General features: G+C 42.8%; 13 protein-coding genes. 9 read left to right on the top strand and 4 right to left on the bottom strand.

The genetic code is table 11. From position 1 onward, the window contains the following. Nucleotides 1-4 precede the first annotated feature (4 nt). From MKY17_RS19620 to MKY17_RS19580, 9 genes are all read left to right on the top strand, one after another. The gene (locus MKY17_RS19620; protein ID WP_098369669.1) at nt 5-976 is read left to right on the top strand and encodes a branched-chain amino acid ABC transporter permease; all 972 of its coding nucleotides are present in this window, start codon (nt 5-7) and stop codon (nt 974-976) included. Further along, on the top strand, nt 951-1,730 hold the full coding sequence (locus MKY17_RS19615; RefSeq protein WP_098369670.1) for an ABC transporter ATP-binding protein: 780 nt from the start codon (nt 951-953) through the stop codon (nt 1,728-1,730). Before MKY17_RS19620 ends, MKY17_RS19615 begins: the two co-directional genes overlap by 26 nt. Continuing rightward, nucleotides 1,730-2,437 carry an ABC transporter ATP-binding protein gene (locus MKY17_RS19610; protein WP_098369671.1) on the top strand — a complete coding sequence of 236 codons (708 nt, stop codon included), beginning with the start codon at nt 1,730-1,732 and terminating at the stop codon, nt 2,435-2,437. Before MKY17_RS19615 ends, MKY17_RS19610 begins: the two co-directional genes overlap by 1 nt. A gap of 745 nt (nt 2,438-3,182) precedes the next feature. Beyond that, nucleotides 3,183-4,361, top strand: a complete 1,179-nt coding sequence (locus tag MKY17_RS19605; protein ID WP_076365040.1) for an ABC transporter substrate-binding protein — start codon at nt 3,183-3,185, stop codon at nt 4,359-4,361. A 163-nt stretch (nt 4,362-4,524) separates the two neighbouring features. Further along, on the top strand, nt 4,525-5,403 hold the full coding sequence (locus MKY17_RS19600) for a branched-chain amino acid ABC transporter permease (RefSeq protein WP_339200432.1): 879 nt from the start codon (nt 4,525-4,527) through the stop codon (nt 5,401-5,403). A 13-nt stretch (nt 5,404-5,416) separates the two neighbouring features. Further along, entirely contained in the window at nt 5,417-6,382 is a 966-nt protein-coding gene (locus MKY17_RS19595; RefSeq protein ID WP_141995116.1) for a branched-chain amino acid ABC transporter permease, read from the top strand. After that, a complete protein-coding gene (locus MKY17_RS19590) occupies nt 6,354-7,136 on the top strand; it encodes an ABC transporter ATP-binding protein (protein ID WP_098369675.1) in 783 nt (260 codons plus the stop codon). The genes MKY17_RS19595 and MKY17_RS19590 overlap by 29 nt, the downstream gene beginning before the upstream one ends. Further along, nucleotides 7,136-7,843 (top strand): ABC transporter ATP-binding protein, encoded by a 708-nt coding sequence (locus MKY17_RS19585; protein WP_098369676.1) that lies wholly within the window; start codon nt 7,136-7,138, stop codon nt 7,841-7,843. Before MKY17_RS19590 ends, MKY17_RS19585 begins: the two co-directional genes overlap by 1 nt. 768 nt (nt 7,844-8,611) lie before the next feature. Continuing rightward, on the top strand, nt 8,612-10,495 hold the full coding sequence (locus MKY17_RS19580; RefSeq protein WP_339200429.1) for a S8 family serine peptidase: 1,884 nt from the start codon (nt 8,612-8,614) through the stop codon (nt 10,493-10,495). Between the two features lie 47 nt (nt 10,496-10,542). Here MKY17_RS19580 and MKY17_RS19575 read toward each other — a convergent pair whose 3' ends face one another. From MKY17_RS19575 to MKY17_RS19560, 4 genes are all read right to left on the bottom strand, one after another. Beyond that, on the bottom strand, nt 10,543-11,016 hold the full coding sequence (locus MKY17_RS19575) for a VOC family protein (protein WP_339200427.1): 474 nt from the start codon (nt 11,014-11,016) through the stop codon (nt 10,543-10,545). Nucleotides 11,017-11,329: 313 nt separating this feature from the next. Continuing rightward, on the bottom strand, nt 11,330-11,710 hold the full coding sequence (locus MKY17_RS19570; protein WP_286176902.1) for a helix-turn-helix domain-containing protein: 381 nt from the start codon (nt 11,708-11,710) through the stop codon (nt 11,330-11,332). A gap of 451 nt (nt 11,711-12,161) precedes the next feature. Continuing rightward, nucleotides 12,162-12,353 (bottom strand): hypothetical protein, encoded by a 192-nt coding sequence (locus MKY17_RS19565; RefSeq protein ID WP_048681418.1) that lies wholly within the window; start codon nt 12,351-12,353, stop codon nt 12,162-12,164. Nucleotides 12,354-12,554: 201 nt separating this feature from the next. Continuing rightward, on the bottom strand, nt 12,555-13,733 hold the full coding sequence (locus MKY17_RS19560) for an MFS transporter (protein WP_339200423.1): 1,179 nt from the start codon (nt 13,731-13,733) through the stop codon (nt 12,555-12,557). Between the last annotated feature and the right edge of the window lie 641 nt (nt 13,734-14,374).

Below are 14,374 nucleotides of genomic sequence, written 5' to 3'. Positions count from 1 at the left end.
GGCGATGACTACTTTAAAGAATTCAAAGGGTTTTTGGCTCTCGATCGTGCTCGCACTTATTTTTTTCGGAATCATGCAGTACACCATTTCAAACGGTATCCTTAATCCATTTTATATCAACACGCTTATGTTCATCGGCATCAATATCATGCTGGCGACGAGCCTTCATTTAATCATTGGTATAACCGGGCAGTTCTCGATCGGACATGCAGGTTTTTTAGCGGTTGGGGCCTATGCTTCCGCAGTCATGACAATGAAGCTGGAACTTCCTTTCATCATAGCTATATTGGCTGGGGGCGTCATCGCCGCTGTTGCGGGTATGGTGATCGGAATACCCAGCTTGCGTCTGAAGGGGGATTACTTGGCGATAGCTACCCTTGGATTTGGGGAAATTGTCCGGATCGTCCTTTTGAATATTGACTATGTAGGCGGGGCAAGCGGGATGCAGGTATCCCACCTGACCACTTGGCCATGGGTTTTTGCCTGTGTCATGATCACCGTCTTAGTCATCAGGAATTTCACCAATTCGACTCACGGGCGTGCATGCATATCCGTAAGGGAAGATGAAACGGCAGCTGATGCGATGGGAATCAATACGACCTATTATAAAGTGGCGGCTTTCGTCATCGGAGCTTTTTTTGCCGGAATTGCCGGATCGCTTTATGCCCATAATTTTTATATTATCCAGCCATCGAATTTCGGTTTCCTGAAATCCTTCGATATACTGATTTTCGTCGTACTTGGCGGTCTTGGAAGTCTTTCAGGCTCGGTTTTGGCCGCAATTCTACTGACGATCGTGACGACATTCCTTCAGGATTATCCGGAAACGAGGATGATCATCTACAGTCTTGTCCTGATCCTGATGATGATTTTCCGCCCGCAGGGTTTAATGGGAACAAGAGAAATCACATCATTGTTCAAACATAAAAAAACGAAAGGGGGCAAAAAGGATGGAAGCCACAATACCGTTGCTTAAAGTAGATTCGGTGGGTATCCGTTTTGGCGGATTGAAAGCGGTGTCCGATGTGAACGTCGAATTATTTCCAGGGGAACTAGTAGGCTTGATCGGACCGAATGGAGCTGGGAAAACGACCTTCTTCAATTTATTGACGGGTGTGTATGTCCCTACAGAAGGAACGATTGCCTTGAACGGGGAAAATCTAAATAAGCAGCCGCCATATAAAATTACCCGAAAAGGGATTTCGAGGACCTTTCAAAATATTCGCCTCTTCAGTGAGTTATCCGTGATCGATAACGTGAAGGTTGCTTACCACTCGCTTTCCAAGCATGGAATTGCAAGCTCCATATTCCGGGTGCCGGGACATTTTTCCGGAGAAAAGGAAATGAATGAAAAGGCGCTGGAATTCTTGAGGATATTCAACCTTGATCATTTTAAGGATGAAAAAGCGAAGAATCTTCCATACGGACAGCAAAGGCGGCTGGAAATTGCCCGTGCTCTTGCCGCCAATCCGAAACTTCTTTTACTGGATGAACCTGCAGCCGGGATGAACCCGCATGAAACGAAAGAATTGATGAACCTCATTGCTTTTATCCGGAGGGAATTCAATCTTACCGTTTTGCTCATCGAACATGATATGTCATTGGTCATGGGGGTATGCGAACGGATTTATGTCCTTGATCATGGACAGCTTATCGCTCACGGAAAGCCGGAAGAAATCCGCAACGATCCAAAGGTTATCGAGGCATATTTAGGAGAGGAGGTTTCCTGATGCTGAAAATAGAGGACATCAATGTTTATTATGGCAATATCCAAGCGTTAAAAGGGGTTTCCATGGAGATAAACGAGGGGGAAATCGTGACTTTGATCGGGGCGAACGGAGCGGGAAAAAGCACGTTGCTTAAAACGATTTCCGGTCTGTTAAAACCAAAGCAAGGAAAAGTTCTGTTCGAAGGCGATCCGATCGGGGGAAAAGCTGCACAGTCCATCGTGAAAATGGGCATATCCCATGTACCTGAAGGCCGCCGTGTCTTTGCTAACATGACGGTTGCCGAAAACCTGGAGCTTGGGGCCTATTTGCGGAAAGACAAAGAGAACATTAATAAAGACATGAAAAAGGTCTATGAGTTATTTCCGAGACTGCTGGAGAGAATCAAACAGCAGGCTGGCACGCTTTCAGGCGGTGAACAGCAGATGCTTGCAATGGGTCGGGCTTTGATGGCGAAACCACGTTTATTATTGCTCGATGAACCTTCGATGGGCCTTGCACCGCTTCTGGTGAAGCAAATATTCAACATCATCCAGGAAATCAGTGAGTCCGGCACAACGATCCTTTTGGTCGAGCAAAACGCCAACCTTGCTTTATCCATTGCAGATCGGGCTTATGTCGTTGAAACGGGCCGAATCGTCCTCTCGGGCAATGCCGATGAACTCACTTCAAGTGAAGAAATAAAAATGGCCTATTTAGGAGGCCATTGAACCGCCGTTTGGCAGTTTGAGTTTCTAGTCAAAAGGAGTTGTTTGGAATGGGTGTGCGAGACTCCTGCGGGAAAAGCGCGTCCAAGGGAGACACCACAGGCGCAAAGTCTGCTGAGGGCGGGACCGCCCGCGGAAAGCGAGTGCTCTACGTTCCAATCAACGTTAAATCAAATATTATCAGGTTTGTCTACAGTCAAGAACCGCCATTTGGCGGTTTTTTTGATTGATGATCGGGATATGCATAATATACAGGGAGATAAAAGCAGGGGATATTCATGCACGATTTTATACATCCAGTATAGTATTATTCAATTTTGATATAGGAATTAAGACTAAAAAACAATGAAAAAAATGGGTTTAATTCCCTATCAATATACTTGTATTTTGGAAAAAATGTAAGTAATAGGATGAAAAAAATAAGAGAATGAATAAAATTTTTTGAGCAATTAATAAAGATTTTACAATATCAATATAATTAAATTATCAGTTTTTTCTGATTATATCGCCTATTTTCACAATATTTAAAATATATAAAGATAAAAATGATATAGCACTCTCTGTGAAAAATATCCTATTTAGCGAAATCTTCTCACAATTATTGTATAGACGGAATGAAAATTATGCGGTAAACTATTTTTCGAAATATTAATTTAATTTGAAACATTTCATCTAATCAATTTTTTCTGAGGCATCTTGAATAAATATTCATGCATCAGAGCTTGATTACAAAATGGGGGGATTATTTATGAAAAAGAAAAAGTTAGCAGGTGCATTCCTTTCTCTAACACTTGCTGCAGGAGTGCTGGCTGGTTGTTCCGGCTCTGGTTCATCAGAAAAATCAAGCGGGGATGGAGATACGATCAAGATTGGTGTCAACCTTGAATTATCTGGCGGCGTAGCTTCATATGGACAATCGATTGCAGAAGGCCTGGAGCTTGCGACTGCAGAAATCAATAAAGAAGGCATTGACGGTAAAAAAATCAAACTTATAAAAGTCGATAATAAATCTGAAGCATCTGAAGCGACAAGCGGAGCGATCAAGCTGACATCACAAGATCAGGTTGCAGCGATCGTCGGTGCAGCGACAAGCACGAACTCAATTGCACAAGTGCAGATTGCCCAAGATAATAAAGTGCCGGTCATCTCACCATCTGGTACAAGCCCTGAAATCACTTTCAGCAAGGATAAATTGAACGATTACATTTTCCGGACAAGCTTCATCGATCCGTTCCAAGGGACAGTAGCTGCGAATTTCGCCACTAAAGAAATCAAAGCGAAAAGTGCAGCCATCTATATTGACAGCGCAAGTGATTATTCAAAAGGATTAGCCGCAGCCTTTAAAGAACAATTCGAAAAAAATGGCGGAAAGATCGTGGCTGAGGAAGCTTACATTGCGAAAGATACTGATTTCCGTTCCACATTGACTCGTTTGAAATCGGCAAAACCTGATTTCATTTTCCTTCCTGGTTACTATGAAGAAGCTGGTTTGATCGTGAAACAGGCACGCGAAACTGGACTTGACGTACCATTCATGGGCGGCGACGGATGGGATTCTCCTAAGCTAGTTGAAATTGCCGGTGCAAAAGCTCTAAATAACACATTCATCACGAACCATTATTCTTCAGGTGACCCTGATGAGAAAATTCAGAATTTTGTGTCAGCATTTAAAGCGAAGTACAAAGATAAATCCCCTGATGCATTTAACGCTCTAGGATATGACACAGGATACTTCCTTGCAGACGCGATTAAACGTGCTGGTTCAGCGGATTCAGAAAAAATCAAAGAAGCGCTGGAAAAAACGGCAGACCTTGAGCTTGTAACAGGTACATTCACATTGGATGAAAAACATAATCCAATCAAATCTGCTACCATCCTTGAATTTAAAGAGGGAAAACAAGTATTCAACACAAAAATCAATCCTTAATTTCGGAGAAAAACTCCAACCTTTTCGCCGGCCCTTCGTCAATAAGAAGGTGCTGGCGAATTCTCATTTTCAAAGCATACCAGGTCGCTGAACTTCCCCATTGCGGAATGAAAAGAGTCTGGACTAATCACTCATAAAATTAGATTTTCAAGGAGAGTCGAACATGGAATTGATACAACAGTTAATAAACGGGATTTCACTAGGAAGTATTTATGCCCTTATCGCTCTCGGATATACGATGGTTTACGGGATTGTAAAATTGATAAACTTCGCACATGGCGATGTATTCATGGTAGGCTCATTCGTTGGGTTTTACTCGATAACGGTTCTGGATCTGTCATTCATTCCCGCCCTATTAATCTCGATGACGGTCTGTGCGCTGTTTGGGGTTTTGATCGAGCGTATCGCGTACAAGCCATTGCGTAACGCAACACGTATTGCTGCACTTATCACTGCCATCGGTGTTTCCCTTTTGATCGAATACGGATTCATCTACCTACGCGGTGCACAGCCGGAAGCTTATCCGAATGATGTATTGCCGACAGAAAAGTTCAATATTTTTGGAGTTTCCATCAATAGCCAATCGGTTTTGATTTTTGGAGTGGCCGTAGTTCTAATGATCATCCTTCAAATCATCGTTCATAAATCAAAAATAGGAAAAGCGATGCGTGCCGTTTCCTTCGACGCGGATGCAGCTAAGCTGATGGGAATAAATGTCGATAACACGATTTCTGCCACCTTTGCAATCGGTTCCGCATTGGCTGGGGCAGCGGGTGTCATTTTCGGTATTTACTATATTAAGATCGAGCCGCTCATGGGTGTGCTTCCGGGATTGAAGGCATTCGTTGCCGCCGTACTTGGAGGGATCGGGATTATACCGGGCGCGATGGTCGGTGGCTTATTGCTAGGTGTCATCGAGGCTTTGGTCAGTGCCGCCGGTTACTCATTATGGCGTGATGCTGTAGCCTTCGTCGTACTGATTCTTATCTTGATTTTCATGCCACAAGGCTTATTCGGTAAAAACAAAAAAGAAAAAGTATAGGGGAGACAAAGCAATGACTACAATTAAGCGAGCAAAAGGTTTTTGGCTCTCGATTTCACTATCATTGATCTTTTTCGCCGTAGTTCAAGTGTTAATCGGCGGCGGATCGCTAAATCCTTTTTATCAAAATACGCTCATGTTCATCGGGATCAATATCATTCTGGCAGCGAGCCTTCACTTGATCATCGGGATAACCGGGCAGTTCTCCATCGGACATGCCGGATTCCTGGCAGTCGGTGCCTATGCTTCAGCCGTTATGACGATGAAGCTGGAAATGCCATTTTATGCGGCATTGATAGTCGGAGGTTTGGCGTCAGCGTTGGCAGGATTGATCATCGGAATTCCAAGCTTACGCTTAAAAGGTGACTACCTGGCGATTGCGACCCTCGGTTTTGGGGAAATCGTCCGGATCATGCTTTTGAATATCGATTATGTCGGCGGGGCGAGCGGCATGCAGGTTTCCCATTTGACTACTTGGCCGTGGGTATTCGCTTCCGTCCTCGTTACGATCATCGTTATCCGAAACTTTACTAGCTCGACCCATGGTAGGGCCTGCATATCGATCCGCGAGGACGAGACGGCTGCCGATTCGATGGGAATCAACACGACGTATTACAAAGTTGTCGCGTTTGCAATCGGTGCTTTTTTTGCCGGTATTGCTGGAGGGCTTTACGCTCATAACTTCTATATCATCCAGCCATCGAACTTCGGATTCTTGAAATCATTCGATATTTTGATCCTAGTCGTACTTGGCGGTCTTGGAAGTCTTTCCGGTGCCGTATTGGCCGCGATATTACTGACGGTAGTCACGACTTTCCTGCAGGATTATCCGGAAACTCGAATGATCATCTACAGCCTTGTGCTTATCGTGATGATGCTCTATCGTCCACAAGGTTTAATGGGGACAAAAGAAATAACATCCATGTTCAAACGTAAAGGAGGAAGCAGCCATGAAAAAAATAAAAACACCGCTGCTTAAAGTCGATTCAGTCGGCATCCAGTTCGGAGGGCTTAAAGCCGTTTCTGATGTTAACGTCGAGTTATATCCAGGAGAATTAATTGGCTTGATCGGGCCGAACGGCGCTGGAAAAACAACTTTCTTTAATTTGCTGACAGGAGTTTACGTCCCGACAGAGGGCACCATTTCTTTGGAAGGTGAAAACTTAAGAAAACTGCCTCCATATAAAATTACACAAAAAGGGATCAGCCGGACATTCCAGAACATTCGCTTATTCAGTGAACTATCCGTGATCGATAATGTTAAAGTGGCCTATCATTCGCTTTCGAAGCATGGCATTTTAAGTTCAATCTTCCGCATGCCGATCCATTTTAAAGGCGAAAAGGAAATGGATGAAAAGGCGATTGAGTTCCTGAAGATCTTCAACCTTGATCAATATAAGGATGAAAAGGCGAAGAACCTGCCATATGGTAAACAAAGACGTTTAGAAATCGCCCGTGCACTTGCAGCCAACCCGAAACTGCTTTTACTGGATGAACCGGCTGCGGGGATGAATCCCCAGGAAACGCATGAACTCATGAACCTGATTGCCCTTATCCGTAAGAAGTTTGATTTGACCGTATTATTGATAGAACATGATATGCCGCTCGTCATGGGTGTTTGCGAACGCATATACGTACTCGATCACGGACAACTGATCGCTCAAGGAAAGCCAGAGGAAATCCGTAACAATCCAAAAGTCATCGAGGCCTATCTGGGCGAGGAGGTTTCATAATGTTAAAAATCGAGGACATCAACGTCTATTACGGAAACATTCAAGCCTTGAAAGGAATCTCGCTTTCTATTAACGAAGGCGAAATCGTGACCCTTATCGGGGCGAATGGAGCCGGGAAAAGCACGATGCTGAAAAGCATTTCCGGCCTATTAAAACCAAAACAAGGGAAGATTATCTACGAAGGGCAATCCATCGGCGGAAAGGCAGTACAATCCATCGTGAAAATGGGCATATCCCATGTCCCTGAAGGCCGGCGTGTCTTTGCTAACATGACGGTTGAAGAAAACCTTCAGCTTGGTGCTTATTTACGCAAAGATAAGGCAGGAATCAAGCAGGACATGGAGAAAGTCTATGAATTATTCCCGCGTTTGCTAGAGCGCCTGAAACAGCAATCCGGAACCCTTTCCGGCGGGGAACAGCAAATGCTCGCAATGGGCAGGGCCCTCATGGCCAAGCCCCGGCTTCTGTTATTGGACGAGCCATCGATGGGACTCGCGCCATTATTGGTGAAGCAAATCTTTAACATCATCGAAGAAATCAACAAAACAGGTACAACGATCCTGCTGGTCGAACAAAATGCCAACTTAGCACTATCCATCGCGGACAGGGCCTATGTTGTCGAAACCGGCCGAATTGTCCTATCAGGCAAATCAGAGGAACTGACCGCAAGCGAAGAAATCAAGAATGCCTATTTAGGAGGACATTAAACCGCTTTATAGTGTTACAGACTGCAGGCAAACTCGAAGAAAATCGAGTTTGCCTGCAGTTTTTTTGAGGGATTGTTGATTTCCACTCCAGGCACTCGCTTTCCGCGGGCGGTCTGGGAGCCTCCTCGCCGCTTCGCGTCTGCGGGGTCTCCCCTGGACTCGCTTTTCCCGCAGGAGTCTCGTACCTTCCACTCCAATCAACTTTGTTTTAATAGTAAGATAGAACTCCTTTTGCCTGCAGTTTTTTTGAGGGATTGTTGATTTCCACTCCAGGCACTCGCTTTCCGCGGGCGGTCCGGGAGCCTCCTCGCCGCTTCGCGTCTGCGGGGTCTCCCCTGGACTCGCTTTTCCCGCAGGAGTCTCGTACCTTCCACTCCAATCAACTTTGTTTTAATAGTAAGATAGAACTCCTTTTGCCTACAGTCTTTTTGAGGGATTGTTGATTTCCACTCCAGGCACTCGCTTTCCGCGGGGGGGCCGGGAGCCTTCTCGCCACTTCACGTCTGCGTGGTCTCTCTTGGACGCGCTTTTCCCGCAGGAGTCTCGCACCTTCCGTTCATATAAAATTTAGGCAGAACCTAATTTTGTCGACAAACTGAGTCCGCTTTATAGCGGTTTTTTGTTTTTAAATAAGCTATTTTAACTAGATAAAAAGGTTAGTAAATCCAAATCAGACGGTATACAATCTAGTTAGGAATAATAGTAGAATTGGTTCATGATATAACCTCATCGATAGCTATTCTTAATCATATTTTTTGGAGTGATTGTATGCACAAACTTATTCAGGCTTTACTGCCGGTATTATTACTGTTTATGATTCTGCCAATCTACCAGCCAGATGTTGCATCTGCAGAGGAGACCCCGCAATCTGATGGTGTCATCGTCAAATATAAAGAGACGAATGATGAGCCGATCAACGAGTTGATAGAAAAGGTGGAGGTTCCTAAAGGGGAAACGACCGACAACGTAATCGAGGAACTAGAAGAACAGAAGAATGTGGAATATGCAGAACCAAACTATCTTTTCAAGAAGATGGAAAGCCCGAACGATCCAGCTTACATAGACCAATGGCATCATAAAAGGCTTGGTACGAGTGCAGCGTGGACAAAAACTATGGGCTCGAAGGAATTGATCGTGGCCATCATTGACGACGGCATCGATCGCAACCACGAAGATTTAAAAGGGAAGATCGTCAATGCCTATGATACGATAAAAAATCGGAAGCATATCGTACCAAAAGGGGCGCATGGAACACATATCGCAGGCATCATTGCCGGTTCTGCGAACAACAGCATAGGCGGAACTGGTGTTGCCCCAAACGTTAAACTAATGCCGATCAATGTCTTTGATGGAGAATATGCCGATACGGCCGATATCATTGAAGCGATACATTATGCCGTTCAGCAAAAGGCAAACATCATCAATATGAGTTTAGGAGATACCAGTTATTCGGAGGCCTTGAATAAGGCTGTCCAGGAAGCCTATAAAAAAGGCGTACTGATCGTCGCGGCTGCCGGGAATGAAGGGGATATGGGGAAAAATGTACAGCGTGTGTACCCAGCCGCATTCAGCCACGTCATATCCGTTGCTGCCACTGACTCAAGGGACAGGCGTCCCAGTTATTCCAACTACCATTCAACAGTCGATATTGCGGCCCCTGGAGATGATATCCTTTCAACCTTGCCATATGGTAGATACGGCTGGATGAGCGGAACATCGATGGCCACGCCGATGGTGGCGGGTGTAGCGGCATTGATTTGGTCCAATGAGCCCAAACTCAACAAAACTGAGGTCGAATACCGTCTCTACGATTCAGCCGTGGACCTAGGTGCAAAAGGGAAAGACATATACTATGGAAACGGGCGGGTCAATGCCAAAAGAGCACTCGAGATGAAGACACTGACCAAACCGGCCGTGACCGCGATATCCGATAAGGACACCAAGATCAATGGGAAAATCCCGACTGATTTTAAAACGGGTACCGTCTCCATTTATACCGGTAAAAAGCAACTTGCCACAGTGAAAATCAACGGCGAAAAAACGTTTACAGCGACTATTGCAAAACAAACAGCAGGCACGACCATCTCTACTAGAGTCATCGATAAATCGGGAAATAAAAGTATTCCTGTTTCATTTAAAGTGGCAGATAAAACGGCTCCTGCAAGACCGTCCGTAAATACGGTAGGTGACAATACCGTCAAAGTAACCGGCAAAGCGGAAACGGGCTCTTCCGTCACTGTCAAAACTGGCAGTACGGTTCTAGGCAAATCAAATTCCAACAGCGCAGGGAATTTCACCGTAACGATGGCAAAAAAACAAAAAGCCGGAAAAGTCCTATCCGTTACAGCAACCGATAAAGCAGGAAATGTTAGCTCGATCAAAACAGTAACCGTCGCAGACAAAACAGCACCAAGTAAACCGACGGTCAACACAGTAACGACAAAAACGACAAAAGTAACAGGCAAAGCAGAAGCCAACTCCACGGTATCCATCAAAGCATCAAGAAAAGTGATCGGCTCTGCCACAGCAACGGCTAAAGGCACATTCTCGGTTAATATCCCTAAGCAAAAAGCCGGGCAGAACCTATATACCTATGCTAAAGACAAAGCGAAAAACGTTAGCGAATCAAGAAAAGTAACAGTTAAAAAGTAATAAAAAACAAGAACAGCTCCCAATACTCAAATTGGGGGCTGTTCTTGTCAATCTCTATTTCCATACATCATTTCCGTGCTTCGGCTGTAAAGTTCAATGATATTGCCGAAAGGATCTCCACAATATATTAAATAATAGGGCTTTTTCTCCCATGTATTCCATATATCGCTCCGCTTTCTTCCGCGAGAAGCAGCAATATCATCAGCCAGCTTTTCGATATCATCCGCTATTAAGCAAATATGAAAAAAGCCCTCATAACCGCGACTCTCACCCTTAGGCATCCTCGGCTCCACAAACTCAAAAAGCTCAATCCCCACTCCATTATCCGCCATCAAATGTGCATTACGCATCTTTTTAACATCATCACCAAGAAGATCATTCGTCATATTATGTTCATTCTCTGAACTTGCATCAAACGAATAGGGACCCGCCAATAACCTGAAACCCAACACCTGCTCATACCACTTAATCGCAGCATCCAAATCAGGTACAGCCAAGCCAACATGAGTAATTGCTGTCATATGTATCCCCCCTGATAATAAAATACCCTTTTAAGGTGAGGGGCAAACGGTACCGTTTTGGACAAAAAAAGAAGCAATAGCCAATGGTATAAATAAGATAAGTAGTCGAGGAAAAATGAATTTAAAGAAGCATACGGTGCAGGAACAAGCGGAAGATATTTGTGATAAATTAGGGAGTTTACGCTTTGCTGGATAGCTTTGCAGACCAACAGATTTAATAAAAAATACAAATAAGGTGCTGCCATTACGTAGCACCTCAGCTTTTTTTAAAATTTCTATTAGCTAGACAATTTCGAAATGACTTCTTCTTGTTTTATTTTTTCTTTGATTGTAACCAGTCTAAAAAGTCATCCCTGAAAACCCTCTTGGACCTTTTTAAACGAATTAAAGGAAAATCGGGACTTCCCATGTATTCATCAGCAGTTCTTTCACTAACATTTAAATAATCTGCCAAATGCTCTACAGTTAATAATTCTGGTAGTTGTGATATCTCATTCGTTTCGTTCGTTATTATTTCTTCCCTTTTTTCATCATTTACGTAATTTATATGCCCTTCTCCAATGCATACTGCTACTTTCTTAGAACACTTGGGACACGTCAGTGTATCAACCCTATCTTCCATAACAGAAAAACGAGATACTACGCCAAACAGCGTTGAACAACTTTCACATAAATAAGTATATACACCTTCCACTTTCAAATTTATCACTCCTTTGACTTATCATTTGTTAAACTAACAAAATCTATAAGGAGCCAATCTGATATGTGACAGGCTTAAGCGCTTTTCACTAATGACGCTTCTATTATAATGCTACACCGAAGGTACTCCTCCAGTGTTAAAACAAGGGGAACTGTTGGGATAATTCGCCGATGGGGAGTTTTTTTGGCCACTTTAAAGATTTAGCAGAATATAAAACATAAACGGATAGATGTTGATCGAGTTATATAAGAATACAATGAATCTCGTTATCAATGGACTAAAGAAAATGGCCTCGGTACAATCCCGGGAACACTTATTAGCTTTATTAGCACTTTGTTAATAATACACTTCTAAGGTGAGGGGCAAACGGCATCGTTTTTGGACAAAAAAAGAAGCAATAGCCAATATTGCTTCTGGTTTACATATATCGACCTCATGAAATTCTTTAAATCTCACCCTCTTCAAGCCTCCTATTATACTCAACTTTACTAATTAATCCCTTTGCATTACAGGTAAGACAATCTGTATAAATATCGTAAGCACCTGTACCTGCACAAACATGGCATTTAACATGAGTTTCCGGTATATCCTTATGCATGAATGAAAAAACTTTTCCAATATACTGCAGAATAATCATTCCCAAAACTCCTTTTTTTTCTATCATACAACGAAAAAGAGAGAAGGAAACAGGGAATACAATAACATTACTTAAAACAAATAAAACCATAACATAGTTTACATAGGGTTAAAAAATGTGCTGATTCAAATGCGATAAACTGTTCTGCACTTCTGTTTTCAGAAAAAAAGAACATCGATAAAGATGTCCTATAATGTGTAATTACTTCATTTTTCTTAAAATCCATAGGTACGCCAATATTGAAATCCCCACAGAGACTGCGGCCATTATGTAAATGCTTATATACCCAAACAGATAGCCGATTTGTCCGAAGAGGATGGCCCCGAAACCGATTCCAAGATCAAAGAAGGAATAGAAAGTGGCATTGGCCATACCTTTTCGATTTCGGGCAGCGTGTTCAAGAGACCATGCTTGAAGAGCCGGTTGGACAGCACCGAATCCAATGCCATAAAAAATAGCTGCCATATACAGAATCATGTTACTTGGCATCCAGGCTAGCAATAGCATCGCCACTACGATAAAAAGAGTAGACGGAATGAAGACAGCTTGATGTCCTTTTTGATCATAGATCTTTCCAGCAAACATACGTGTGAAAATAAGAGCTAAAGCGTAAAGAAAAAAGTACCCTTGAATACCTGTCAGACCTTTTTCAATTGTATAAAGCGGTAAGAAGGTAGCAGTCCCGCCAAAAGTTACCGTAATGAAAAAAACAAGTACGGACGGAGCAACAGCGCTTTTTTCATATATGTCAAACCTATTAGTTTTTACTGGGACAGAAGCATGATCTACTTTTTTATACGTAATTGTTGAAGCCATGATCCAAGCTGCCAGGCTTAATACTCCGCAAAATAAAAACAAATGTTGAAAGGTTAAAACATCCGCTAAGAACAGCCCGAATGAAGGACCAAAAGCCATCGCCAAATTACCCGATAAAGTGAAGTATCCCATTCCCTCACCCCGACGCCTTGCTGGGATAAGATCAGAGGCAATCGTACCTGATGCCGTGGTCGTATATCCCCAGCCAATCCCTTGTACAATCCTTATGGCGCATAGAAGGAAAATACTCATCATAAATCCAAACGAACCAATCGCTACAGCCAAAAGGGCTAGACCGAACAAGAAAACAAAACGTCTGCCTTTTGTTTCCAAGGCCTGTCCAGCAAAGGGGCGGACAATCAGGGCAGAAAATAAAAACATGCCAGCAACTAACCCAATATACCGTTCATTTCCGCCAAGCTCTTTTACAAAAAGCGGAAGGGTAGGGGAAGTCATCTGAAAGGATAAAAAAACAAAAAAGTTAGCCAAGAAAATCATAATAAAATCACGTGACCAGATTTTATTAACAACCGGAAGTTCTTCTTTTAACAAACGTACACCCATAATAGTTATTCTCCTCAATTGATAGTAATTATCATTCTCATTTTACTAAAGTTATAAAGAACAATCTATAAAAATTAAGTGAACACTATAAATCTAAGTAATATTGACTACAACAAAATAAAAAGAGCCCTAGGGCTCTAAAATAAACTATTAATGATCAATTTTATCCATCCAATAAAAGAAATCCATAGCGGTATGCTCAAAGATGTACCAAACAAAAGTCCTTTAAAGAAATTCCCTTCATTTTCACCTATCATATTGAACACACCCCTCGGCTTGGTTTTCTTGTGATTATTATAAATGAAAGCGCTTTCTTTGTATATGAGGCATTTGAAGCAATTACTTTACAATTTAATCCATAGATTAAATTGTAAAGTTGAATCGGTAGGTTTGCTCATGAAATTAAAATAAATCTTGAGCATCTAACCAGGATCTTGATATGATGCTGGATTTTCTAGTTTTTCGAAATACCGCTAACTGTGCTGTTAAGAACATCTACAAAGATGTTAAGCATTACGCATCTTTGTAACATGATCACCCAAAAGATCATTCGTCATATTCGTTTTTTTTCATCAATGCATCATATGAAAAGGGACCAGCCAATAACTTGAATCCCGACACCTGTATTTAATCGCACCATC

Origin of the sequence: Peribacillus sp. FSL P2-0133, from assembly GCF_037975445.1 — a bacterium.
GTDB lineage: Bacteria > Bacillota > Bacilli > Bacillales > DSM-1321 > Peribacillus > Peribacillus simplex_E.
The sequence above is the reverse complement of the archived record's forward strand: the minus strand, read 5'-3'. Positions and strand labels throughout refer to the sequence as shown.